Consider the following 25,134-nt stretch of genomic DNA (forward strand, 5'->3'; position numbering starts at 1 on the left):
TTTAGTTTTTGTTCTTAGCATCAAAAGCCAAAGCGTACATTTTGATGTTTTTGATCATCGAAACTAATCCGTTTGCACGTGTAGCAGATAAATGTTCTTTCAATCCGATTTCATCTATAAAATCAACATCAGCATCTAAAATATCTTTTGCTTTCTGATTCGAAAAAGCACGAATTAAAATAGCAATAATTCCTTTCGTTAAAATGGCATCACTATCTGCTGTGAAAGCAATTTTATCATCGGATTGCTCTCCTTGCAACCAAACTTTAGATTGACATCCTTTGATTAGATTTTCTTCGGTTTTATATTCTTCTTTTATTAATGGAAGAGTTTTTCCTAATTCGATGATGTATTCGTAGCGTTGCATCCAGTCATCAAACATGGAGAACTCGTCTACTATTTCGTTTTGTATTTCTTTTATTGTCATAATTATTCTTTCGTAAAATCGACCAGCAAATTTACTAATTTCTCTATTTCCTTTGGAGGAAAACCATTGTCAAAACCTTTTGTTTCATAGGTTTTTCCATTTGTTGTTACTTTTAAGTTTGCAATGGCTGCACCATCGTAAAAGCGCTTTTCTGTTGGTGCTTTTAAATTTGGAATATTATCTAAATTAATCTTCTCAAACTCAGTAACAATCTTATTCCATTTTGCGGCATCTATTTTGCTTTCAACTGCCTCTGTATCTCTACCGTTTGTAACAGAAACAGATTTATTCTGGACAAGTATTTTTTTATAAAGACCTCTGGAAAGGGCTGAATACTCAATTTGTGTTGACTTCATGTCTGTTTTTTTTTGACTTGAACAACTTGACGTAATAAAAAAAGTTAAAAGCAATATGGATACGATACGCATAGGTTTGTTTTTTTAGCTTAACATTGTTTTTGCCTTTTTAACCGCATCAACCATCAAATCAATTTCTTCTTTGGTATTGTAAAAAGAAAACGAAGCACGGATCGTTCCGGGAATACAAAAGAAATTCATAATAGGTTGTGCACAATGATGTCCGGTTCTAACGGCAATTCCTAATTTATCAATTATCGAACCAATGTCGTAAGGATGAATGCCATCAATATTAAACGAAACTACAGAAGCTTTATTTTTTCCGGTTCCGTAAATTCGTAAACCTTCAATTTCCAGCAAACGTTTTGTAGCATATTCTAATAGTTCTTCTTCGTGCTCTTGTATGTTGTCAAAACCAATGTTATTCAAATAATCAATAGCAGTACCAAGAACGATACCACCTGCGATATTTGGAGTTCCAGCTTCAAATTTATGTGGTAAATCGGCGTAAGTTGTTTTCTCGAAAGTAACCTCTTTAATCATTTCGCCACCACCTTGGTAAGGAGGAAGTTTATTCAACCACGCTTCTTTTCCGTATAAAATCCCTGTTCCTGTCGGACCGCACATTTTGTGTCCCGAAAAAACATAAAAATCACAATCTAAATCCTGAACGTCCGGTTTTAAATGTGGAACCGCTTGTGCACCATCAATTAAAACAGCAGCGCCAACCGCATGTGCTTTTTCGATTATGTATTTTATCGGATTGATGATTCCTAATGCATTTGAAATATGATTGACAGTCACGACTTTTGTTTTCTCAGAAAGCAAGGCATCAAAAGCATCCATGATCAGTTCGCCATCTTCATTCATCGGAATAACTTTCAGTACGGCACCAGTTTTCTCGCATAACATTTGCCAAGGCACAATGTTACTGTGGTGCTCTAAAGCAGAAACCAAAACCTCGTCACCCGGTTTTAAAATAGACGCAAATCCATTTGTAACCAAGTTGATTCCGTGTGTCGTTCCCGGAGTAAAAAGTACCTCGTGAGTGAACTTAGCGTTAATATGTTGTTGCACTTTACCACGAGAAATTTCGTAGGCATCAGTGGCTAATTGACTTAAAGTATGAACACCACGGTGGATGTTTGCATTTATTTCCTGATAGTATTTTTCGATAGCATCAATCACAATTTGTGGTTTTTGTGAAGTAGCACCGTTGTCAAAGTATACTAAAGGTTTTCCGTTTACAGTTTGTGAAAGTATCGGGAAATCAGCTCTTATTTTTTGAATATCTAGCATGTCTTATTTAGAAAAAGTCTATTTACAAAAGTACTAAAACTAAATTGTTTTATACGGCTATTCTATAATTTCCTTTTATGGTGCTATTGGTTGTGGAATGAAATGTTGATTCTGTAAATTTTATTTCATTTTCATGAGTTATTCGAATTGTATTTCTAAATTGTGTTGTAAAATCGTGAAAATAAATTGATTATATTGCATTAAAATATTAAGAAAATCATGAAGAAAATCGTCAAACTGCTTGTGCTTGTTTTAGTTGTTGCTCTTTTATATTATGGATTTACTACTTATCCGAAGCTGGATCTGATTTCGGGCTTTTCGGCTAAGAGTGTTGCATCCGGACATTTTTTGGATAACAGGTCTTTAGAATTGATTGAAAAAGGAGATAATGATATCCCGTTGCTTGATCTTGCTACTAACAAAATTGATGAAGCTGGTAAATTTGCTACATCGGCGGTTTATGGATTAAAAGAACGAAAAGCAATTTACAGAGAAGGTTTAGGAGCTACTTTAATTAATGAAGATTTTGATGTTTCGAAACCCTATTTATTACCAAAAAGAATAAAACTAGTGAACGATTTGTCTTTTCCTTATGGAAATAACGAACCAAAAGATACTGTTTTTGCAAATGTAGATTATGCGAAATTGAAAAATGCAGTAGCCAATGCTTTTGATAAAACGGGAGGCAAATTAAAAAGAACCCGAGCGGTTGTGGTTTTATATAAGGACAAATTAATTGCCGAAAAATACGATACAGGTTTTACAAAAGACAGTAGAATATTAGGCTGGTCGATGACCAAAAGCCTTACAAGCGCTGCTTTTGGCGTATTGGTAAAACAAGGAAAAATCGATATTTATAAACCTGCCCCAATTGCAGAATGGAAAAATGATGACCGTAAAAACATAACGGTTAACGATTTACTGCACATGAATTCCGGTTTAGAATGGGAAGAGAATTACAGTACGATTTGCGACGCGACCAAGATGCTTTTTCAGTCAGAAGATATGGGAAAGGTACAAATGGATAAACCGGCACAATTCAAGCCCAATACACATTGGTATTATTCTTCCGGAACGACTAATTTATTGTCCAGAATATTAAAACATCAGTTCAAGTCACAACAAGAATACCTTGATTTTTGGTACAGTGCCGTAATCGATAAAATAGGAATGAACTCTATGGTAGTGGAACAGGACATGTCGGGAACATTTGTAGGGTCATCTTATGGTTGGGCAACACCGCGCGACTGGTCTAAATTTGGTTTGTTGTACCTGCATAAAGGAAACTGGAATGGAGAACAGGTTTTAGATGAAAGTTGGGTAAAATATACGGTAACACCAACAAACACATCAGACGGAAAATATGGAGCTCAATTCTGGTTGAATGCAGGGGGTAAATTTCCCGCAGCTCCAAAAGATATGTTTTATTGCAATGGGTACCAAGGGCAGACCGTTGCTATTATTCCATCGCTTGATTTGGTGATTGTAAGAATGGGGCTTAAAGAAGATCCTGCATTTGATTTCAATGGATTTTTGAAAGGTATAATTGATAGTGTGAAGAAATCGTAAAGTTTAACCGCAAGGCTCGCAAAGATTTTCTTTAGCACGCAGATTTTGCAGATTAGGCCGATCTTATTTACCTCTTAAAAAAATCTGTGCAATCTGCTAAATCTGCGTGCAAAAAAATTAGTTATAAATTAAAAAGGAGCCATAATTAAACTTTTTGTGCCTTGCGGTTAAAAGCCTACTGTAATCAATACCAAGCTGAATTAGATTACAAGTCCGTAATGTTAGACACCGCAAAATAAAAAACACAAAGTCCGCAAAGTTTAAATTAAACCTTGCGAACTTTGCGTAAATCCTAGCGCCCCTTGCGGTTAAACGCTCTATTATAAATCGAATCCTAAACTCACTCCTAATTTCGTAGCAATAATTTTAGTAATACGTTGTTTCAATTCCGGTATTTTGATACTTTCGATAACAGCATTTGAGAAGGCATACATCAACAATGCTTTTGCTTCTTTCTTAGGAATTCCACGTGATTGCATGTAGAACATAGCTGTTTCGTCTAATTGCCCAACGGTACATCCATGAGAACATTTTACATCATCAGCAAAAATTTCTAATTGCGGTTTTGCATTGATAGTTGCTTTATCACTCAATAGAATGTTATTACTTTTTTGGAAAGCATTTGTTTTTTGAGCTTCTTTTTCTACCAAAACTTTTCCGTTGAAAACTCCTGTAGAGCGATCAGAGAATATTCCTTTATAATCCTGGAAACTCTCGCAATTTGGTGTTGCGTGGTTTACCAAAGTATAATGATCTACGTGTTGTTTGTCGTTAAGAATTGAAATTCCGTTTAACGTACTTGTCAATCTTTCACCAAAGTGATAAAAGTTTAAGTTGTTACGCGTTAGATTTCCTCCAAACGAAAAAGTGTGTACGTAAGCGTGGCTTTCCTGTTGTTGAGAAACGTAAGTGTTGTCAACCAAATTGGCTTCGCTGTTGTCGTTTTGAATTTTGTAATAATCAACAATAGCACGTTTTTGAGCGAAAATCTCCGTAACGGAATTCGTTAAAACCGGGTTTTCATTCAAACTTTGGTGACGCTCGATGATTTGAACATGTGAATTTTCTCCAACAATAATCAAATTTCGAGGTTGAACCATTAGTGCAGCTTCGTTCCCTGTTGAGAAATACATGATTTCAATAGGCTTGTCAGCTACTTTCTTTTTTGGAATATTAATAAAGGCACCTTCCATTGCAAAAGCTGTATTCAATGAAGTCAAACTATCATCTTTACTTGCAATTTGATTAAAGTAGGTATCAATAATCATTTTATATTTTGGTTTGGTCAATGCCGATGACATTAGGCAAACATCAATTCCGTCGTGTGTAGTAGAAGACAGGTGTGAACTGAAAACCCCATCGATAAATACCAATTTATAAGTATCGATTTCATGTAAAAAGTATTTTTTTACCTGATTAAATTCAATTGCACTTTCCTGCTTAGGAAAAACCGTAAAGTCATTTTTTAAGATGGCGTTTAGCGATGTGTATTTCCAAGCTTCTTCTTTTTTGGTTGGGAAACCTTTATTCTCGAAGTTTTTTAAGGCGTTCGTGCGAATGTCATGTAAATCTGAATGTACATCAACACGCTCTTCAAAAGCCATAAAAGACGATACTAATTTTTCTTTTAAATCCATTTCTATAGTTGTAAGTTATGAGTTATGAGTTATGAGTTTTGTAAACTGTAAACTGTAACTGTAAACTAATTTTCCGCTTTAATCCAGTCGTATCCTTTTTCCTCTAACTCGTAAGCCAATTCTTTTCCACCTGATTTTACGATTCTTCCGTTGTATAAAACGTGAACGAAATCCGGAACGATATAATCCAATAAACGTTGGTAGTGTGTGATTACGATAATGGCGTTTTTCTCGCTTTTTAACTTGTTCACACCGTTAGCAACAATTCTTAGGGCATCAATATCAAGACCAGAATCGGTTTCGTCAAGGATGGCTAATTTTGGTTCTAACATTGCCATTTGGAAAATTTCGTTTCTTTTTTTCTCTCCACCTGAAAAACCTTCGTTTAAAGAACGAGATAAAAATTTACGATCGATTTCTAACAACTCCGATTTCTCACGAATTACTTTTAGCATTTCGTTAGCCGGCATTTCTTCCTGACCATTTGCTTTACGAGTTTCGTTGATTGCTGTTTTCATGAAGTTGGTGACACTTACTCCCGGAATTTCTACAGGATATTGAAACGAAAGGAAAACTCCTTTGTGTGCTCTTTCTTCAGGAGCAAGATCAGCAAGATCTTCTCCGTCAAGGAAAACTGCTCCGTCAGTAACTTCGTAGTTTTCATTTCCGGCAATTACAGCCGAAAGGGTACTTTTTCCAGAACCGTTTGGTCCCATGATGGCGTGTACTTCACCAGCTTTAACTTCTATATTAATTCCCTTAAGGATTTCTTTATCACCAATTGAGGCGTGAAGGTTTTTTATTGATAACATTGTTTTTTTTTATTTTATATAAATGTCAATTCTATTTTTGTTGTTTGGTTTAGGATGTTAGCATTAAAATGCGCGTGTCCTAAATATTCCATGCCTAAATAATCGGCTGATTTTTTGAATGGGATGTAAAAACTATCTTCAATTTCATTATCGTGCGAATTAGATATTACTCCAATTTTCTTTCCTCTGAGTTTTCGTCCGGTTTCTTTCTCAATTCGAATTAAATCTGAAATGCGATCAAAGAAAACCTTCATAATTCCACTCATATTATACCAATATATAGGAGTCGCAAAAATCAAAGTATCATACTTTTCGATTATTTCTCTTATCAAAGGCAGAAAATCATCGTCTATGTTTTTGCTTTCGTAATCATAATAAGAGATACTATAATCACTTAGATTAATAATATCTGCCGCGGACTCTTTAGCAATTTGATCCACAATTTTTGTTGTGTTTCCGTTTTTTCTGGAAGAACCTAAAATGATGACTTTTTTATTTTCCATTAATACTTATTCGTAATGTCCTTTTAATGAAATTATATTTAATATTTCTATCGTATTCTCGTCTATAATTTCATAAATTAATCGATGTTCTTGATCAATTCTTCTAGACCAAACTCCTGACAAACTATATTTTAAAGGTTCAGGCTTTCCAATTCCTTCAAAAGGGCTTTCTTGAATAGCCCTCAATAATTCAGAAATTTTCTTTAAAACTTTTTTATTTCCCGATTTAGTCCAAAAAGCAAGATCATTTTTTGCTTTGCTGGAGAAAACTATTTCCATAGCTTGTCTATATCTTCGATCGACATTTTAGTGCCTTTGCCTTGTCTTAATTCTTCTCTTGCGTCCAAAATTTCTTGTACAAATTCTGGATTATATGGCTTTTCTTTTTCTTCAATAATTTCAAAACCAAGAGATTTTGCCAGTGATTTTAAAACCGGAAAATCTTTTTTCTTTACATTTTTTAAGATGATATCCATATTGCTTTGTTTTGATTATCCTACAGATCCTTCCAAAGAAATTTCTAATAATTTTTGAGCTTCAACAGCAAATTCCATTGGTAATTTGTTCAAGACATCTTTACTGAAACCGTTTACAATTAAGGCAATCGCTTTTTCTGTCGGGATACCTCTTTGGTTGCAATAAAAAACCTGATCTTCTCCAATTTTACTGGTAGTTGCTTCGTGCTCAATTTTTGCAGAAGGATTTTTACTTTCGATATAAGGGAAAGTATGAGCTCCGCAATTATTACCCATTAACAAAGAGTCACATTGCGAAAAGTTTCTTGCATTTTCAGCTCTTGGGCTAATTTGCACTAATCCTCTATAACTGTTTTGTGATTTTCCGGCAGAGATACCTTTAGAAATAATAGTCGATTTAGTGTTTTTACCTAAATGGATCATTTTAGTTCCGGTATCGGCTTGCTGGTAATTATTGGTAACGGCGATAGAATAAAATTCTCCAACCGAATTATCTCCTTTTAATACACAAGAAGGATATTTCCAGGTTACAGCAGAACCTGTTTCTACCTGTGTCCATGAAATTTTAGCATTCGTTTCGCATAAACCTCTTTTGGTTACGAAATTATAAACACCACCTTTTCCTTCTTTGTTTCCAGGGAACCAGTTTTGAACGGTAGAGTATTTAATTTCTGCATCGTCCATGGCGATTAATTCAACAACAGCAGCGTGTAATTGATTTTCATCACGACTTGGAGCAGTACAGCCTTCCAGGTAAGAAACATAACTTCCGGCGTCGGCAATTACAAGAGTTCTTTCGAATTGTCCTGTTCCTGCCTGATTGATTCTGAAATACGTTGAAAGTTCCATTGGGCAACGAACACCTTTTGGAATATAACAGAAACTTCCGTCAGAGAAAACAGCTGAGTTTAATGCCGCATAGAAGTTGTCTTTTTGAGGTACAACTGTTCCTAAATATTTACGAACTAATTCAGGGTGTTCTTTGATCGCTTCTGAAATTGGACAGAAAATAATTCCTTTTTCAGCCAATGTTTTTTTGAAAGTAGTAGCAACAGAAACAGAATCGACTACAATATCCATAGCGACATTGTTCATCATTTTTTGTTCGTCAACAGAGATTCCTAACTTTTTGTACATTTCCAAAAGTTCCGGATCTACGTCGTCTAATGTTTTGTTTGGATCTACTTGTTTTGGAGCGGAGTAGTAAGAAATAGCTTGAAAATCCGGTTTTGCATAATGAACATTTGCCCATTCCGGTTCAATCATTTCTTTCCACGCACGAAAAGCCTCGATGCGCCAATCGGTCATCCATTCCGGTTCTTCTTTTTTAAGAGAAATAGCGCGAACGATGTCTTCGTTTAGGCCAATAGGAAACGTTTCCGATTCAATATCAGTGTAAAATCCGTATTCGTATTCTTTGGTTTCGAGTTCGATTTTTAAATCGTCTTCAGTGTATTTTGACATTTTTTAGTTTTTTAAAACTTTTTGAAAATGATTTATTCTCAAAAGGTTTAAATTTTTGCTGTTATAAATTCTTTTGATTTATAGTGAAAAAGATTCTCCACAACCACAAGTTCTGCTTGCATTTGGATTGTTGAATACAAACCCTTTTCCGTTTAATCCGCCTGAGAACTCCAATATGGTTCCGGCTAAATATAGAAATGATTTTTTTTCAACTGCAATTGTTATGTCGTTGTCTACAAATATTTTATCGTCGTCGCCTTTGGTTTTGTCGAATTTTAAATCATAGGACAAACCGGAGCATCCGCCACTTTTTACACCTACGCGTACGTAGTCATGAGCGGCATCAAAACCATCGTCTTTCATCAAATCGATGATTTTCTTTTTGGCTGTATCAGAAACTTTTATCATTGTGTTTATAGTATTTGTTTTTTTATTTCATTTTAAACGAGCTCCGAAATAGTAATGAAATCATTATATTTTAAAGTACTGTATTTCAATGTGAAAATGAAATTATTTGCAAAGATACGACTTAAAAACCTTTTTCCATAATGGTTCACATTATTATAACAAATGTTAAAATAGACAGAAGTTATTTTAATAGAGGAAGCCTTTGCTTTGGGATTTTGAGACCAGACTTTTATTTTGATTTAGGGGATGATTTTTTTGCCACGAATTTCGCGAATTGGCACGAATTATTTTTTGCCACAGATTAAAAAGATTTGCACAGATTATTTAATCATTTTAATCCTTTAATCTGTGGCTTTTTTTACTAATAGATGTGCGAGGTTGGGAACTATTTGTCAAAGTTCTAAAGGCATTTTCTCAAAATCTGTAACAAATAAAAATTTCACTAAATAATGAAAGAATTAGTGTCAATTCGTGTAATTCGTGGCCACTTTTTCCCATTTCTGCTAATGACATTATATGTTTTTAAATAGATTTTTTAGCATATGGAAATTGGATTTCCTAGCTTTGTTTTTCTAATAGAAACTTACTTTCATGAAACTATATCCAATAGAATCCGGAAATTTTAAACTAGATGGTGGCGCCATGTTTGGTGTTGTGCCTAAAACAATCTGGAATAAAACCAATCCTGCCGACAACAATAACCTGATTGACATTGCGGCACGTTGCCTGCTAATAGAAGACGGAAACCGACTTATTTTGATTGATACCGGAATGGGAAACAAACAATCAGAAAAGTTTTTTGGTTACTATTCGCTGTGGGGATCACATTCTTTAGATGCTTCTTTGGCAAAATATGGTTTTCACCGGGATGCGATTACGGACGTTTTTATGACGCATCTTCATTTTGATCATTGTGGAGGAAGTGTCCAATGGAACTCAGGTAAAACGGGCTACGAACCCGCTTTTAAAAATGCCAGATATTGGACAAACGAAAGTCATTGGGAATGGGCAACAAAGCCTAATGCTCGCGAAAAAGCTTCCTTTTTATCGGAGAATATTTTGCCGATGCAGGAAAGTGGTCAGTTGAATTTTATTCAAAGACCAAATGGTGATTTTGGAGTTGCTGAAGAATTAGGTTTCGGAATTTTTTACGTTGATGGTCATACCGAAAAACAGATGATTCCACATATTCAATACAAAGATAAAACGATTGTTTTTTGTGCCGATTTGTTGGCGACAGCAGGACACATTCCATTGCCGTATGTTATGGGGTACGATACCAGACCTTTATTGACGATGCCTGAGAAATCAAAATTTTTGAATGCAGCTGCAGATCACAATCATTATTTATTTCTGGAACATGATGCACATAATCAGATTATAACAGTAGAACACACCGAAAAAGGAGTTCGATTGAAAGACGTTTTTACTTGTGAAGACATTCTTTAGAGAAAAACTAAAGGCATAAAAAAAATCCCATTTTCAAATCGATGAAAATGGGATTTTTTAGTTTTAGATTAGATCAACTTATTCAAGAATTATCTTCTTAGCCGAAGCCGCATCCTGATTGATTAAATAGACATAATAAATTCCTTTTGGCAGACCGGACAAATTGATGGTATTGTCGGTGTTTGTTGCATCTAAAGTAAACGTTTTTACTAGTTGCCCCAGTGCGTTGTAAACCGTTGCTTTTTCTAAACTTACATTTTGGATGTTTAAAATGTTTTTAGTTGGATTTGGATACACAACAGTGTTTTTAAAAACAGAATCTTCGAGGCCTAAGGCATCACAAACCGTTTTAAAGTTTGCTGTGGCGTCTTTGAAATTGGCCCAATTTGTATTAGAATAGGAAACATCATCGACCAAAATACAGCTTAATGAAGGATTTTCTATAAGGTTTATTTGTCTGATGTATTTGTTTCCTCCACTTTTTAAATTTAAAGCCGAAAGATCATTGTTGCTACAGTATATTAAATCCAGAAGGCGATTTTTAGAAAGATCCAAAATTTTTAATTGATTGGAAGAGCAGCGCAAATCGTATAATTCTTTATTGCTCGAAACATCAAGAGTAGTTAATTGATTGTCCATGCAAAACAAATCGTGTAGCTTAAGATTCTTTGCAAGATTAAGACTTGTCAATTTATTATCAGAGATATATAATTCTTCTAAAACAGGATTATTTGAAGTCTCTATAGTAGTTAGTTTATTATCATTAACATTTAAATAGGTTAAATCTAAGTTTTGAGAAATATTGATTGTAGTCAATAGATTATTTGTACAGAATAAACTGGTCAATGCTGTAAAATCCTGAATTCCGGTTAAATCAGAAATAGAGGCTCCATTTAGGTTTAGTTCCGTTACAAAAGAAATTCTTGCGGTTGAAACTTTTCCATCGGGAACGCCGGAATCAATTTTTAACGCAATTAACTTTTCTTCAAAATTAATATCAGGAATTAAAGTGTTTTGCAAATTACACGCTTCATTGAAACTCGCAGCTGCATCTTTTTTACCCGACCAGTTTGCATTTGAATAAGCAGGATCATCTACTTCAATGCAGCTTAGATTTAGATTATTCGTAAAATTAGAATTGGCAATATCCAGGTTTTTGTTATTTCCGTTTTTCAAATTTAAATACCATAATCGATTCCCATAACAGTCCAGTTTTACAAGAGCTGTATTTTTAGAAGCATCCAAATATTCTATACTGTTCGTATTGCAATTGAAAGCAGTTAAGGCTGGATTTTTGGTTAGATCTATAGTTGTTATTTTATTATTTGAAAAATTTAAAGTTGTTAAAGCTGTATTATTAGAAACGTCTAAGGTTGTAAAATTAGAGTAAAGGGAATTCATACTCAAATTCAAATAAGTCAGCGCTTTATTTTTAGAAACATCGAGGGTTTTTAATCGGTTTTTGCTACAATCCAAATAGGTCAAATCAGTGTTTTTAGAAACATCTAAAGTCTCCAGGGCATTTTCGGGAGCATATAAAGTAGCTAAAAATATATTTTTGGATAGATTTAAATACGATATTTTATTCAAGCCGCAATCCAGATACGTCAAAGACAGAAAATCCTGAATTCCGCCTAAATTTGAAATATTGGCAGAAGAAGCATCTAAAGAAGTTACCGAAATTATACTGGTGGTCATGATCTTTCCATTTTTGCCATCGGTATCAATTCCTATTGCGATCAATTTGTCTTCAAAAGCAGGGTCGGGAATCAACGTGTAGGCAATAGAAGTGCCACAACTGGTATTGTAAGAAGCTGCTTTGTCTTTTGAGGAACTCCAAGTCGAATTCGAATAAGCGACTTTGTCAACGCTGATACAGGTTAAATTTGGGTTGCTCAGAAACTTAGGTTTTGGCATGTTTAGATTATTGCCATTTTTCACATTCAGATTAACTAGTTTATTGGTGCTGCAATCAAAATTATTCAGAGACATTGTACTTGAAACATCAAGACTTGTTAATTCATTATTTGAACAATTTAAAGTAATCAAACTTTGATGATTAGAAATATTCAGCTCCGGCACTCGATTATAAGAACAGTCCAGAGAAGTCAAATGAATATTTTTTGAAACATCTAAACGAGCCAAAATATTATAACTGCAATTTAGTTCTTCTAACTTCAAATTTTGGGTCACGTTTAAAGCCCTTAGGTTAGCTGACTTACATTCTAAAACCGTCAAAGCACTATTTTTAGAAACCTCTAAGGTAGCCAGTTCAATGTTATTTGAACAGCGTAGAGTTGTCAAAGCACTATTTTTAGTAAAATCGAGTGAACTTAATTGATTTTTGCTGCAATCTAAATTGGTCAGATTTAGATTTTTTGAAAAATCCGGATTTCTTAAAGTATTTCCGGAACAATTTAGAGTGCTTAATTTGGTAAAATCCTGAATTCCTGTTAAATCTGCAATAGCACTATTTGAAACGTCTAATGTGGTCTGTGACGAAATACTTGCCGTTAACACTTTCCCATCGGTTGGCCCCGCGTCTATCAAAAGGGCAATTAATTTTTTTTCAAAATTTAAGTCTGGGATCGCGGTGTATTGTTGATCGCAGAGCAAGGTATATCTGGCTTGATAATCTTTCTTATTGGACCAGTTTTTATTTGAATAAATTACATCATCTACTAAGATGCAGCTCAATCCAGGATTGTCATAAACCTCTATATTATAGAGAGAATTCCAATAAAAGAGCGTATTCTTTCCGTTTTTTAAGTTTAAACTCGTTAAGGAGTTAGTTCGGCAGGATAAAGCTTTTAGGCTAACATTTTTTGAAACATCAAGACTTGTTAATGCGTTGATTTCACAATATAAATATTCCAAAGGAACACTTTTTGAAACCGTAAGATTTGTTAGTTTATTGTTTGAGCAATTTAAATAAGTCAGCGCTTTTTTTTCAGAAACATCAATATTTGTCAATTGATTATCATTGCAATTGATGTAAGTTAAAGCTGTATTTTTAGAAATATCCAGATTCGTTAGTCGATTGCGTTGGCAGTATAAAGTTGTCAGAGCACTATTTTTAGTAAGATCCAAGCTCGTGATCAAGTTGCCAAAACAGGACAAAGAAGTTAAGGCTTTAAAATCCTGAATCCCGGTCATATTTATAATAGATTGACTTGGAAGATTGCTTTGATTATTACTTACATCTAAAGAATTTAGTGTGGCTATGCTAGAGGTCAGCACTCTTCCGTCAGTTACCCCCAAGTCAATGCCAAGTCGGATTAGTTTCGTTTCGAAAATCACATCCGGAATAAGGGTATATTGCTCGGTTCCCTGAACATAAACTTGCAGATTATCAATCGCCACATTAAATCCGATAGCATCATTTGTAAGCAAGGAAATACTTAAATCGTAAGACAGGTTTTGGTCCGGTGTAAAAGTGATTTCATTGGTTCCCCAATTATTGTCTGTGGCAAAAGTAGTATTCGAAAGTGTTGTCGAACTTCCATTTTTGCTAATATTCAGGACAATAGGGTGCGCATTATTGTAGTTACTGCTTAAATATTTGTATTTAAACTTTATTGTATAGGTAATTCCGGCACTCATGGGAACTTGAGTTGTAATTTTCGGAATTAAAGTGTTGTTTAGAAAGGATAGTTTTATACTGTTAGCGCCCCTCCAGAAGTCGGAAGTGTTCTGACTAACATTGTTTTCGATCGTCCAGCCCGGCAATGTTTTGTTATTTGTCCAGTTTTCAAATTCCCCATTGGAGACTAAATTTATTTGTGCATAAATAGAAAAATGGGCTAATACCAAGAATAAAAGTAGTTTTGTTTTCATAGATAGGTTTTAGTATTTTGGAAATGCAAGTATACAAATTAGATTGGGTTTTATTACGGAAACCCGTATTAATTTTTTTTCAAAAAACAATATTAAAACACACGAAAAGTACACATTTATAAACAGATAACCACTAAAAAATCATAAGGCAGTGTTAATGGTTAGTTTTTTGCAACAAAAAAGCATAATTTAGTCGCAACTTTTAACTTTTATATTAAAATAGATTACATGAGTCCTATAAAATCAAATACGTTATCTGCTTTTGCATTACTTGTTTTAGCAGGTTGTAGTGCAACTTTACAAGCACAAGTTTCTACTCCTAAAGCAGCCATTACAACACCTTTGGTTATTGTAAAAAAAGCTCCGGTTTCTGAGAATGATTTAAAAAGATGGAGCCATCTTGATTTAGTAAAAGATACTATTGCAGGAATGAGTGTCGACAGAGCTTATGCGGAGTTGCTACAAGGAAAAACTGGTAAAAAAGTAATTGTAGGTATTGTGGATTCCGGTGTAGACATCGAACATGAAGACCTGAAAGGAATGGTGTGGACCAATCCTAAAGAAATTCCGGGTAATGGAATTGATGATGACAAAAACGGTTTTATTGATGATATTAATGGATGGAATTTCCTTGGGGATGCCGTACATGAAAATCTTGAAATGACTCGTGTTGTTAAAAAAGGAGATGACGGATCTGCGGAATACAAAAATGCATTGGCGCAATACGAAGAAAAATCTAAAAAACTTTTGCAGGACAAACAACAGGTTGATTATTTGTTGGATGTTCATAATACGATAAAAAAAGCTTTAAATAAGACGACTTACAAGTTGGAAGATTTAAGCACAATTACTTCAACAGACGAAAAAATAGTGTTGAGTAAAAATATCATGACACAGATTTTTACCAATGCAGGACCAACTTTTGATCCGGAAGAAGAGTTGGAAGCTTACAGAGAGCAGGTTTACGATCAATTCAATTACAATCTGAATAAAGATTTTGACGGAAGAAAAGTGGTAGGAGATAATCCGGAAGACATCAAAAACACAAAATATGGTAATAACGTAGTTTTTGGTCCTGATAAAGAAAAAGCCCTTCACGGAACACACGTTGCGGGTATTATCGCGCAAGTTCGAGGTAATAATTTAGGTGGAGACGGTGTTGCCAACAATGTTGAAATCTTAACCGTTAGAGCCGTTCCTGATGGAGATGAGTATGATAAAGATATTGCCTTGGCAATTCGTTATGCTGTTGACAATGGTGCAAAAGTAATTAACGGAAGTTTCGGGAAAAGTTTCTCTCCTCATAAAGAATGGGTGTACGAGGCTATAAAATATGCCGCTAAAAAAGATGTATTAATTGTTCATGCTGCAGGTAATGACGGTTACAATATTGATGAAACAAAAAACATCAATTACCCGAATGACTCGCAAGACAATATAAAAGAATTTGCGGACAATGTTATTACAATTGGTGCGATCAATAAAGAATACGGACAAAATGTAATCGCAGGATTCTCTAATTTCGGAAAAATAAACGTTGACGTTTTTGCTCCGGGTGAAGAAATCTACGCAACGGTTCCTAATAACAAATACAAGTATCTGCAAGGGACTTCAATGGCTTCGCCAAATGCTGCGGGAGTTGCTGCTTTGATCCGTTCTTATTATCCAAAATTAAAAGCTTCACAAGTAAAACATATTTTGATGGAATCAGGAGTTGCTCTCCCATCAATGGTAGTTTTAGGTGAAAACCCGGATCCGAGCCAAAAACCGGTGCCGGTTTCGTCTGCTGAATCTTCTAAAACAGCCAAAATGGTAAACGCTTATAACGCTTTATTAATGGCTGAAAAAATGTCAAAAAAATAAAAACATAAATTACTAATCCGATGGAAGAGTGAAGACTCTTCCATTTTCTATTTTATTGAATATGCATAAAATTATTCTATTATCTTTTTTGAGTTTGGGTTTAAACTCAGCTTTTGCACAAAGCGCTCCATACTGGCAACAACATGCCGATTATAAAATGGAGGTTTCGATGGATGTAAAAAACTATCAGTACAAAGGGAAGCAAGAATTGGTTTATACCAATAATTCTTCCGATACATTAAAAAAAGTATTCTATCATTTATTTCTGAATGCATTTCAACCCGGAAGTGAAATGGATGCTCGTTTGCATTTTATTAAAGATCCGGACGGAAGAATGGTGAATAAAGTAAAAAGTGCCGATGGTAAAGAAACAAAGCAAAGCCGAATTGAAACTTTAAAACCAAACGAAGTAGGGTATTTAAAAGTTACTAATTTTAAACAAGATGGTGTTACCGCTCAAACCAGAACTTCCGGAACTATTTTGGAAGTAACACTGGCGAAGCCAATTTTGCCGAATTCTAAATCAACTTTTACGTTAGATTTTGACGGACAAGTTCCGGTTCAGGTGCGTCGTACAGGAAGAAATAACACGGAGGGAATCGAATTGTCAATGTCACAATGGTATCCTAAATTAGCCGAATTTGATTTCGAAGGCTGGCATGCAGATCCTTATATCGCGAGAGAGTTTCACGGTGTGTGGGGTAATTTTGATGTGAAAATTACAATTGATAAAGAGTATACAGTTGGAGGTTCCGGATATCTTCAGGACAAAAACCAAATCGGACACGGTTACGAAGATGCAGGTGTAACAGTAGTATACCCTAAAAAAGCAAAAACGTTAACCTGGCATTTTATTGCACCAAATGTGCATGATTTTACCTGGGCAGCTGATAAAAACTATATTCATGATATCGTAAAAGGACCAAATGATGTTGATTTGCATTTCTTCTACAAAAACAATCCGAAAGTAGCAGAGAACTGGAAGAAACTGGAGCCGTTAATGGTTAAAGTAATGGATTACTATAATCAGAGAGTTGGAGCTTATCCGTACAAACAATATTCCTTTATTCAAGGAGGTGATGGTGGAATGGAGTATGCTATGTGTACTTTAATGTTAGGAAACGGAACTCTTGAAGGAATTCTGGGAACGGCAACACACGAATTAGGACATTCTTGGTTCCAACATATTTTAGCTTCAAACGAATCAAAACACCCATGGATGGATGAAGGTTTTACAACTTACATTGAAGACAGTGCTTTGAATGAATTGGCTGGAGATAAAAAAGAAGTAAATCCGTTTAAAGGAAACTATAATGCGTATTACAGCTTAGTTTCATCAGGAAAAGAGCAGCCACAAACCACTCATGGTGATCGTTATGATGAGAACAGACCTTACAGTATTTCTTCTTATGTAAAAGGAAGTATCTTTCTTTCTCAGTTGGCTTATGTAATTGGTCAGGAGAATTTAGATGCGACTTTAAAGAGATATTACAATGATTTTAAATTCAAACACCCAACGCCAAATGATATCAAAAGAACAGCAGAGCGAGTTTCCGGTGCTGAGCTGGACTGGTATTTGATTGACTGGGCAGAAACAACAAATACAATTGACTACGGAATAAAAGACGTAGCTGATAATGCTGGTAAAACAACCGTTTCTTTAGAAAGAATCGGAAGAATGCCAATGCCTCTTGACTTAACAGTTGAATATACTGATGGTACAACAGAGAGTTTCTATATTCCGCTAAGAATGATGAATTACATTAAACCAAATCCGAATCCAAACGTAAAAAGAACTGTTTTGGAAGATTGGGCTTGGGCAATGTCAAACTATAGTTTTACAATAGACAAAAACAAAGCTGCAATTAAAAAAATCACAATTGATCCAAGCGGATTAATGGCCGATGTAAAAGCAGCAAATAATGTTTATGAAGTAAAATAATTTACTGAATTGAATAAAGAAAGCCCTTAAAAAATAATTTTTTTAAGGGCTTTTTCTTTTAAGAGTAAATCTATAAAATAGGTTTTACATCTGTTACGATATCACTTTGTACTGTCTTTTTTAGCGGAAACATCTTTCTATAGCTCAACACTCTCCACAGCCATTCAACAGGGCCATAATTGTATCTGTCAAGCCACCATTTGCTTATGAATAACTGAATTGTAAACACAAAAATCGCTAAGAAAAAGTAAAACCAGTACGGTAAAGTGTTGTAAATTTTGAAGCCAGCTCCGGAAAATAGGAAAAAGGCAATGATATTTTGCATCAGATAATTGGTTAAAGTCATTTTGCCGCTAACCCTGAAATAGTTGAAGACCGTTTTTAGTTTTCCGTTTGCATAGAGCAAACAAATTCCGGATGCTATAAACAACATTGTACTTATTATGGTCCAAAAAACAGGATTAAAATAAGTAAAAACTACTGTTTGTTTAAGGAAGATTTGGAAAAGAATACCGGAAGCAATTGCTAAAAAGAACGTGATGATAAGGGTTCTTTTTAAAGATTTCTTTAATTCAGGTAAACGATTAAAAAAGTTGATTTTTTGGGCATAAAACCCCAAAAGCATCAGGGCAAACATCACAACATGGACGGTAATTGCATAAGGGAGATTAATCATTTCCTGATAATACGTTCCGAGTAAATTGAATTGGAATACATCGAGCCAATTATCAGAATAAAATAATTTTAAATATTTGGCAGTAGACTGTACATCGGGTAATGTCTGTTTGATACTATTAATGTAGGCTGTAAGAAACGGAATGAATACTAAAAGAACAATGCTGCTTATAAGAATTGTTCTAGGGGAGCTTCTATAAAAGAGCAAAAGAAATAAACCTAAAAAAGCATAGTCTTTTAAAATATCGCCAAGCCAGAAAGCAGAATTTACAAAAGCAAAAGCAAAAAGAATAAACATTCGCCAGCAGAAAAAAGAAACAGGATTTTTGCCTTTTTCTGCAACATTATTTATGAGTATTGCAAAACCGTATCCAAATAAAATACTCAATAAAGTCCAGGATTTGGCAGAAAAAAAGGTTAAATTAAAAAAGCTTATTACTTCAGAAAAAGCGCCTTTTTTTTGAATAAAACGGTCTAGCCCGATGTAGCGAAAATCGACATAGTTTCCTATGGCAACACCTAGTAAAGCCCATCCTCTTAAAATATCAACAATAGCGGTTCTTTTGTCTTCCTGAATAGGATTTAACGAATTTGTCATAAATCTAACGGTTTTTTTTCCTTTGTGTAAGGGTTTGGTTAATTAGTTTGTTAAAAACAGATCAAATGTAAGAAATTCTACAATTCGTATTTTTTAATTAAGAAACATTTTGTAAAAAAAAATAAGCATGTTATTCTAAAAGGATTTTCTTTTAAAATAACATGCTTATAGAGGTAAAAAAGCGCTTGGGTTTATCCCAAATGCTCCAGCATATCTTTTGTCATTGACTCTAAGTCAAAAGTATGTTTCCAATCCCAGTCTTCTCTGGCAGAGCTGTCATCAATACTCGCAGGCCAACTGTCTGCAATTTTTTGACGGAAATCAGGATTGTAAGTAATCTCAAATTCCGGAATATGTTTTTTAATTTCAGCAGCGATTTCGGTTGGTGTGAAACTCATCGCAGCTAAATTATAAGACGAATGAATTTTGATTTTTTCAACCGGTGCTTTCATAATGTTTATAGTAGCATCAATTGCATCATCCATATACATCATTGGCATTTTTGTTTCTGAAGATAAAAAGCACTCGTATTTTTTATCTGAAATCGCTTTGTAAAAAATATCCACTGCATAATCGGTAGTACCACCACCCGGAGGCGTAGACCAACTGATTAAACCCGGATAACGAATACTACGAACATCAACACCATAAATGTTATGGTAATATTCGCACCATCTTTCTCCTGCTTGTTTGCTAATTCCGTAAACCGTAGAAGGTTCCATTACGGTATATTGAGGGGTGTTTTCTTTTGGAGTTGTTGGTCCAAAAACAGCAATACTTGATGGCCAGAAAACTTTTTGAATTTTTTTTGCCTTAGCTAAATTTAAAACATGAAATAAAGAGTTCATATTCAAATCCCATGCAAATGCCGGATTCTTCTCAGCTGTAGCCGATAAAAGTGCCGCCATTAAATAAACATCGGTAATTTTATGCAACTCAACCAAATGTTCAATTTGATTAAAATCTAAAGCATTGACCACTTCAAAAGGCCCTGAATTAACAACATCAGTATTTAATTTCCGGATGTCAGAAGCAATTACATTTTCTGTTCCATACAATTTACGTAATTTTTGAGTCAGTTCAGTCCCAATTTGACCGCAAGCGCCAATGATCAAGATTTTTGGATTCATGTGTTGATTTTTTTAGAGATACAAATATAACGTTTTCGCAAATAAATATGTTTTTTGACAATGCAAATTATAAATTTAACAATAACGAAGTTTCTTTGTTGGGTTATTCTCCGTAAAAAAGGTATTGACGAGAAGAAAATCGCCACAGATTAAAAAGCCTAGAATGATTTTTTACTTGTGTATTTTTCTTTAAAGAAATCCGTTTAATCAGTGAAATCTGTGGCAAAAAAGCCCAGTGCCCTATATTGGTTGGGACCAGGTTAGCCGCAGATTAAAAGGATTAGAATGATTTTTACTTGTGTGTTTTTCTTTAAAGTAATCCGTTTAATCAGTGAAATCTGTGGCAAAAAAGCTCAGTGACCTATATAGATTGGGATTTGGTTAGCCACAGATTAAAAGGATTAGAATGATTTTTCACTTGCGTTTTTCATTTCGATTCAGAAATAATCCATTTAATCAGTGAAATCTGTGGCAAAAAAAAATAATTCGTGCCAATTCGTGAAATTCGTGGCAAAAAAAGCGCGCAATTTTATATGATTTGAGACGAAAAACAGAGTTCGTAATTGTAAATTTACTTTGTAACTTTGTAGCTTAATGTTTTACCAAATGAAATATAAAATATCTCTTTTTCTACTTTTGATTTTTGTACTGAATTCATGTCAGGGTGAAGATGAAAAACGTCGTGCAGCCTATGAAAAAGAAGCTAAAAAAAAGGAAGCCATATTCAATAACATCAATAAAGGCTGGACTTTTATAGATGAACCCATCAACGAAGTCTCTGAACAAAATAGAGTTGTGTGGACTGAGTGGCGTGACTTTTTAAAGGAAATCGGAGAAAAACCAAGGAAGACAATTGGAGCGTTTCAGAAAAAATCAGAAGCGATAGCTAAGAAAGCAATGCTTTTAAACAATAATATTCCCGCACAATTTAATCAACCTCAGATAAAAAGCAGAATTTCAATTTTGATCACTAAAATCAAAATGATGGATTTGTACATTCACCTGAGCACGATTCCGGATGATAAAGTGACGTTTCTAATTGGGGATATCAATAAAGAGTTGGTCTCGTTAGAGCGACAAATGGATAAAGTTGTTGAAAAAGCTAAGATTCCAAAAGAAGAAGGAGAAGCCGATTTTCTGAAAATGTTAGACACAACACGTGCTATCCCGAACGCAATTATAGATCCAAATTTACCTAAAGTTGAGTAAAAACGCCTTATATACTACGTATGACAATTTGCCTAAAAGTCAGCAGATTGCCACACAATTACTAGAGCAAAATCAAGTAAAAATGCATCTGAGCGGATTGCTGGGATCGGCAGTTTCATTTGTAGTCCGAAGTGTTTTTAAGAAAACAGAATTGCCTTTTTTGATTGTTTTAGACAACAAAGAAGAAGCGGCATATTATCTGAACGATTTAGAACAAATGATTGGCGAACAGGATGTTTTGTTCTATCCCGGTTCGTTTCGTCGTCCCTATCAGATTGAAGAGACCGATAATGCCAATGTTTTATTGCGTGCTGAGGTTTTAAACCGAATTAATTCGCGTAAAAAACCGGCGGTAATTGTGACTTATCCCGAAGCTCTTTTTGAAAAAGTAGTAACCAGAAGAGAACTGGATAAAAACACACTCAAAGTCGCTTTGAATGATAAAATTTCTATAGATTTTATTAACGAAGTTTTGTTTGAATACGAATTTAAAAGAGTCGATTTTATTACCGAGCCCGGTGAATTTTCGGTTCGTGGAGGAATTGTTGATGTATTCTCCTTTTCGAACGATCACCCCTATCGCATTGAGTTTTTCGGGAATGAAGTAGACAGTATTCGAAGTTTCGATGTGGAAACACAGTTGTCGGTTGAAACCCATAAAAAAATCACGATTATTCCGAATGTGGAAAACAAGATTTTTCAGGAGAATCGAGAAAGTTTCCTGGATTATATTGCAGAAAAAACGGTACTTTTTATTCAGAATACAGAAGGACTTTTTTCTCAGTTAGACAAACAATTTGCCAGGGCAGAAGAAGCTTTCGAAAAACTGTCCGGAGAAATAAAACATGCGACTCCCGAACAACTGTTCTTAAACCAGTCTGCATTTATAAAAAGAGCTTTAGATTTCTCAATTGTAGAATTGGCTTCAAAACCTGTTTTCAAAACCACAAAGAGTTTCGAATTTCATATACAGCCGCAGCCTTCTTTCAACAAACAGTTTGATTTGTTGTTGAATAATCTGAGCGACAATCATTTTAACGGATATAAAAATTATTTATTCTGTTCAAATGAAACGCAGGCCAAACGTTTCCATGATATTTTTGAAACCTTAGATGAGGCTAATTCGGAGAACATCAGAAAACAATATCATACCATTGTACTGCCATTATATCAAGGATTTATTGACGAAGAGAATCAGATTACGGCCTATACAGACCATCAGATTTTTGAGCGTTATCATAAATTCAATATCAAAAACGGCTATTCTAAGAAGCAGAATATCACGCTAAAGGAACTTACAGCACTTTCTGTTGGAGATTACGTTACACATATCGATCACGGAATTGGAAAGTTTGGTGGTTTACAGAAAATTCAGGTAGAAGGCAAAACGCAGGAAGCCATAAAGTTGGTTTACGCCGATAATGATATAGTGTATGTCAGCATACATTCACTTCACAAAATTTCAAAATACAACGGAAAAGACGGGACGCCACCTAAGATTTATAAATTAGGATCGAACGCCTGGAAGATTTTAAAACAAAAAACCAAGGCGCGCGTCAAACATATAGCATTCAACTTAATCCAGTTGTATGCAAAACGACGTTTGGAAAAAGGATTTCAGTTTGCGCCCGACAGTTATCTGCAAAACGAATTAGAGAGTTCTTTTATCTACGAAGACACACCCGATCAAACCAAATCAACAGCAGAGGTAAAAGCCGATATGGAAAGCGACAGACCGATGGACCGATTGGTTTGTGGTGACGTTGGTTTCGGTAAAACGGAGGTAGCGATTCGTGCTGCTTTTAAAGCCGTTGACAATAGTAAACAAGTCGCTATACTGGTTCCGACCACTATTTTGGCGTACCAGCATTATCGTACTTTTACAGAGCGACTAAAAGACATGCCGGTTTCTGTTGGTTATTTAAACCGATTCAGAACTGCCAAACAAAAGGCAGAAACCTTAAAACAATTAGCCGAAGGGAAATTGGATATTGTAATCGGAACACATCAGCTGGTCAACAAAAATGTGGTATTTAAAGATCTCGGTTTATTGATTGTAGATGAGGAACAGAAATTTGGAGTTAACGTAAAAGACAAGCTCAAAACGATAGCGGCAAACGTAGATACATTGACATTAACAGCAACGCCAATTCCGAGAACATTGCAGTTTTCGTTAATGGCAGCACGTGATTTGTCAGTAATCACAACACCGCCGCCCAATCGTTATCCGATTGAAACTAATGTGGTTGGTTTTAATGAAGAAATTATTCGTGATGCAATTTCGTATGAAATTCAGCGAAACGGACAGGTTTTCTTCATCAACAACAGAATCGAAAACATTAAAGAAGTTGCCGGAATGATTCAGCGTTTGGTTCCAAATGCCAGAGTCGGAATCGGTCACGGACAAATGGAAGGGGCAAAACTCGAAGAATTGATGTTAGGTTTTATGAATGGAGATTTTGATGTTTTGGTAGCAACTACAATCATTGAAAGCGGTTTAGATGTACCAAATGCCAATACAATCTTCATCAATAATGCCAACAACTTCGGATTGTCGGATTTGCATCAAATGCGCGGTAGAGTAGGACGAAGCAATAAAAAAGCATTTTGTTATTTCATCTGTCCGCCTTATTCGTCAATGACGGATGATGCCCGTAAACGTATTCAGGCGCTAGAGCAGTTTAGTGAACTTGGAAGTGGATTTAATATTGCCATGAAAGATCTTGAAATTCGAGGTGCGGGAGATTTATTAGGTGGGGAACAAAGTGGTTTTATCAATGAAATTGGTTTCGATACTTATCAGAAAATCATGAACGAAGCCATTGAAGAATTAAAAGAAAACGAATTCAAAGATTTGTATCCGGAAGAAAATGATATCGAAACTAAGGAATATGTAAAAGATTTACAGATTGATACCGATTTTGAGTTGTTGTTCTCGGATGAATATATTAATAATGTTACAGAGCGCTTGAGTTTGTATAACGAGCTTGGTGCTGTGAAAAATGAAGCAGAACTGGTTGTCTTTCAAAATAAATTAATTGACCGTTTCGGACCTATGCCTCCGCGTGCCAATGCATTGATGAATAGTATTCGCATTAAATGGATCGCCACAAGTGTAGGTATAGAGAAACTGGTCATGAAAAAAGGCAAAATGATTGGTTATTTTGTTTCAGACCAACAGTCCGATTATTATCAATCCAAACGTTTTCATAAGGTTATAAAATTTGTGCAAACACATAGTAATCTTTGCCAAATGAAAGAAAAGCAAACTCCCAACGGCTTAAGACTTTTATTGACTTTTGAAAATGTAAAATCCACCAAAAGGGCTTTGGAATTAATGGAATTGCTTGAAGAGTAAAGTTTGCCACGAATTCCACGAGTTGCCACAAATTTTATTCAAAGCATCAAGTTAATTCGTGCTAATTTGTGAGATTCGTGGTGAGAAAAATTTTGCCACGAATTCCACGAATTGGCACAAAT

General features: G+C 34.9%; 19 protein-coding genes. 6 read left to right on the forward strand and 13 right to left on the reverse strand.

Annotated features, from left to right (window positions below):
• Window position 1 precedes the first annotated feature (1 nt).
• The 3 genes from LNP23_RS05485 to LNP23_RS05495 form a co-directional block, all read right to left on the reverse strand.
• Window positions 2-427 carry a SufE family protein gene (locus LNP23_RS05485; RefSeq protein ID WP_230004226.1) on the reverse strand — a complete coding sequence of 142 codons (426 nt, stop codon included), beginning with the start codon at window positions 425-427 and terminating at the stop codon, window positions 2-4.
• A gap of 2 nt (window positions 428-429) precedes the next feature.
• Complete coding sequence (locus tag LNP23_RS05490) at window positions 430-783, reverse strand: hypothetical protein (protein ID WP_230004227.1); 354 nt, start codon at window positions 781-783, stop codon at window positions 430-432.
• An 84-nt stretch (window positions 784-867) separates the two neighbouring features.
• Window positions 868-2,082, reverse strand: coding sequence for an aminotransferase class V-fold PLP-dependent enzyme (locus LNP23_RS05495; RefSeq protein ID WP_230004228.1), 1,215 nt, complete (start codon window positions 2,080-2,082; stop codon window positions 868-870).
• A 219-nt stretch (window positions 2,083-2,301) separates the two neighbouring features.
• Here LNP23_RS05495 and LNP23_RS05500 point away from each other — a divergent pair, with 219 nt between their 5' ends.
• A complete protein-coding gene (locus LNP23_RS05500; protein ID WP_230004229.1) occupies window positions 2,302-3,651 on the forward strand; it encodes a serine hydrolase domain-containing protein in 1,350 nt (449 codons plus the stop codon).
• A gap of 320 nt (window positions 3,652-3,971) precedes the next feature.
• Here the strand turns inward: LNP23_RS05500 and sufD are convergent, their stop codons facing one another.
• The 7 genes from sufD to LNP23_RS05535 all read right to left on the reverse strand — a co-directional run bounded on the left by sufD (window position 3,972) and on the right by LNP23_RS05535 (window position 8,951).
• A complete protein-coding gene (gene sufD, locus LNP23_RS05505) occupies window positions 3,972-5,288 on the reverse strand; it encodes a Fe-S cluster assembly protein SufD (RefSeq protein ID WP_047774858.1) in 1,317 nt (438 codons plus the stop codon).
• A gap of 65 nt (window positions 5,289-5,353) precedes the next feature.
• Window positions 5,354-6,100, reverse strand: coding sequence for a Fe-S cluster assembly ATPase SufC (sufC, locus tag LNP23_RS05510; RefSeq protein ID WP_083691963.1), 747 nt, complete (start codon window positions 6,098-6,100; stop codon window positions 5,354-5,356).
• 14 nt (window positions 6,101-6,114) lie between these two features.
• Window positions 6,115-6,603, reverse strand: a complete 489-nt coding sequence (locus LNP23_RS05515) for a flavodoxin family protein (protein WP_047774863.1) — start codon at window positions 6,601-6,603, stop codon at window positions 6,115-6,117.
• Between the two features lie 6 nt (window positions 6,604-6,609).
• Window positions 6,610-6,882, reverse strand: a complete 273-nt coding sequence (locus LNP23_RS05520; protein ID WP_230004230.1) for a Txe/YoeB family addiction module toxin — start codon at window positions 6,880-6,882, stop codon at window positions 6,610-6,612.
• A complete protein-coding gene (locus LNP23_RS05525; RefSeq protein ID WP_230004231.1) occupies window positions 6,873-7,079 on the reverse strand; it encodes a DUF2683 family protein in 207 nt (68 codons plus the stop codon). The genes LNP23_RS05520 and LNP23_RS05525 overlap by 10 nt, the downstream gene beginning before the upstream one ends.
• A 15-nt stretch (window positions 7,080-7,094) precedes the next feature.
• Window positions 7,095-8,543 carry a Fe-S cluster assembly protein SufB gene (gene sufB / locus LNP23_RS05530; RefSeq protein ID WP_047774867.1) on the reverse strand — a complete coding sequence of 483 codons (1,449 nt, stop codon included), beginning with the start codon at window positions 8,541-8,543 and terminating at the stop codon, window positions 7,095-7,097.
• Window positions 8,544-8,621: 78 nt separating this feature from the next.
• Window positions 8,622-8,951 carry a HesB/IscA family protein gene (locus LNP23_RS05535; protein ID WP_047774868.1) on the reverse strand — a complete coding sequence of 110 codons (330 nt, stop codon included), beginning with the start codon at window positions 8,949-8,951 and terminating at the stop codon, window positions 8,622-8,624.
• A gap of 591 nt (window positions 8,952-9,542) precedes the next feature.
• Here LNP23_RS05535 and LNP23_RS05540 point away from each other — a divergent pair.
• The gene (locus LNP23_RS05540; RefSeq protein ID WP_230004232.1) at window positions 9,543-10,400 is read left to right on the forward strand and encodes an MBL fold metallo-hydrolase; all 858 of its coding nucleotides are present in this window, start codon (window positions 9,543-9,545) and stop codon (window positions 10,398-10,400) included.
• A 78-nt stretch (window positions 10,401-10,478) separates the two neighbouring features.
• Here LNP23_RS05540 and LNP23_RS05545 read toward each other — a convergent pair whose 3' ends face one another.
• A complete protein-coding gene (locus tag LNP23_RS05545; RefSeq protein WP_230004233.1) occupies window positions 10,479-14,237 on the reverse strand; it encodes a T9SS type A sorting domain-containing protein in 3,759 nt (1,252 codons plus the stop codon).
• 228 nt (window positions 14,238-14,465) lie between these two features.
• Here LNP23_RS05545 and LNP23_RS05550 point away from each other — a divergent pair, with 228 nt between their 5' ends.
• Both LNP23_RS05550 and LNP23_RS05555 read left to right on the forward strand, forming a co-directional pair.
• Window positions 14,466-16,100, forward strand: a complete 1,635-nt coding sequence (locus tag LNP23_RS05550) for a S8 family peptidase (protein ID WP_047774872.1) — start codon at window positions 14,466-14,468, stop codon at window positions 16,098-16,100.
• Between the two features lie 61 nt (window positions 16,101-16,161).
• Window positions 16,162-18,042: a M1 family metallopeptidase gene (locus LNP23_RS05555; protein ID WP_230004234.1), complete on the forward strand. Its 1,881-nt coding sequence runs from the start codon at window positions 16,162-16,164 to the stop codon at window positions 18,040-18,042.
• 70 nt (window positions 18,043-18,112) lie between these two features.
• Here LNP23_RS05555 and LNP23_RS05560 read toward each other — a convergent pair whose 3' ends face one another.
• A complete protein-coding gene (locus LNP23_RS05560) occupies window positions 18,113-19,315 on the reverse strand; it encodes a DUF418 domain-containing protein (RefSeq protein WP_230004235.1) in 1,203 nt (400 codons plus the stop codon).
• 191 nt (window positions 19,316-19,506) lie between these two features.
• Window positions 19,507-20,445, reverse strand: a complete 939-nt coding sequence (locus LNP23_RS05565) for an L-threonine 3-dehydrogenase (RefSeq protein ID WP_047774879.1) — start codon at window positions 20,443-20,445, stop codon at window positions 19,507-19,509.
• A gap of 606 nt (window positions 20,446-21,051) precedes the next feature.
• On the opposite strand from LNP23_RS05565, the gene LNP23_RS05570 reads away from it, so the two are divergent.
• Window positions 21,052-21,654, forward strand: a complete 603-nt coding sequence (locus LNP23_RS05570; RefSeq protein ID WP_230004236.1) for a hypothetical protein — start codon at window positions 21,052-21,054, stop codon at window positions 21,652-21,654.
• Window positions 21,647-25,012: a transcription-repair coupling factor gene (gene mfd, locus LNP23_RS05575; RefSeq protein ID WP_047774881.1), complete on the forward strand. Its 3,366-nt coding sequence runs from the start codon at window positions 21,647-21,649 to the stop codon at window positions 25,010-25,012. Before LNP23_RS05570 ends, mfd begins: the two co-directional genes overlap by 8 nt.
• The last annotated feature ends 122 nt before the right edge of the window (window positions 25,013-25,134 follow it).

The organism is Flavobacterium cupriresistens (genome assembly GCF_020911925.1).
Classification (GTDB): Bacteria; Bacteroidota; Bacteroidia; order Flavobacteriales; family Flavobacteriaceae; genus Flavobacterium; species Flavobacterium cupriresistens.

Excerpts from the sequence above, each read along its gene's own strand:
- LNP23_RS05515 (WP_047774863.1), bottom strand. The coding sequence starts at position 6,603 with ATGGAAAATAAAAAAGTCATCATTTTAGGTTCTTCCAGAAAAAACGGA.
- LNP23_RS05550 (WP_047774872.1), top strand. The coding sequence starts at position 14,466 with ATGAGTCCTATAAAATCAAATACGTTATCTGCTTTTGCATTACTTGTT.
- LNP23_RS05570 (WP_230004236.1), top strand. The coding sequence starts at position 21,052 with ATGAAATATAAAATATCTCTTTTTCTACTTTTGATTTTTGTACTGAAT.
- sufD (WP_047774858.1), bottom strand. The coding sequence starts at position 5,288 with ATGGATTTAAAAGAAAAATTAGTATCGTCTTTTATGGCTTTTGAAGAG.
- LNP23_RS05540 (WP_230004232.1), top strand. The coding sequence starts at position 9,543 with ATGAAACTATATCCAATAGAATCCGGAAATTTTAAACTAGATGGTGGC.
- LNP23_RS05565 (WP_047774879.1), bottom strand. The coding sequence starts at position 20,445 with ATGAATCCAAAAATCTTGATCATTGGCGCTTGCGGTCAAATTGGGACT.
- LNP23_RS05560 (WP_230004235.1), bottom strand. The coding sequence starts at position 19,315 with ATGACAAATTCGTTAAATCCTATTCAGGAAGACAAAAGAACCGCTATT.
- sufB (WP_047774867.1), bottom strand. The coding sequence starts at position 8,543 with ATGTCAAAATACACTGAAGACGATTTAAAAATCGAACTCGAAACCAAA.
- LNP23_RS05495 (WP_230004228.1), bottom strand. The coding sequence starts at position 2,082 with ATGCTAGATATTCAAAAAATAAGAGCTGATTTCCCGATACTTTCACAA.
- LNP23_RS05555 (WP_230004234.1), top strand. The coding sequence starts at position 16,162 with ATGCATAAAATTATTCTATTATCTTTTTTGAGTTTGGGTTTAAACTCA.
- LNP23_RS05525 (WP_230004231.1), bottom strand. The coding sequence starts at position 7,079 with ATGGATATCATCTTAAAAAATGTAAAGAAAAAAGATTTTCCGGTTTTA.
- LNP23_RS05535 (WP_047774868.1), bottom strand. The coding sequence starts at position 8,951 with ATGATAAAAGTTTCTGATACAGCCAAAAAGAAAATCATCGATTTGATG.
- sufC (WP_083691963.1), bottom strand. The coding sequence starts at position 6,100 with ATGTTATCAATAAAAAACCTTCACGCCTCAATTGGTGATAAAGAAATC.
- LNP23_RS05545 (WP_230004233.1), bottom strand. The coding sequence starts at position 14,237 with ATGAAAACAAAACTACTTTTATTCTTGGTATTAGCCCATTTTTCTATT.
- LNP23_RS05490 (WP_230004227.1), bottom strand. The coding sequence starts at position 783 with ATGAAGTCAACACAAATTGAGTATTCAGCCCTTTCCAGAGGTCTTTAT.
- LNP23_RS05520 (WP_230004230.1), bottom strand. The coding sequence starts at position 6,882 with ATGGAAATAGTTTTCTCCAGCAAAGCAAAAAATGATCTTGCTTTTTGG.
- LNP23_RS05485 (WP_230004226.1), bottom strand. The coding sequence starts at position 427 with ATGACAATAAAAGAAATACAAAACGAAATAGTAGACGAGTTCTCCATG.
- LNP23_RS05500 (WP_230004229.1), top strand. The coding sequence starts at position 2,302 with ATGAAGAAAATCGTCAAACTGCTTGTGCTTGTTTTAGTTGTTGCTCTT.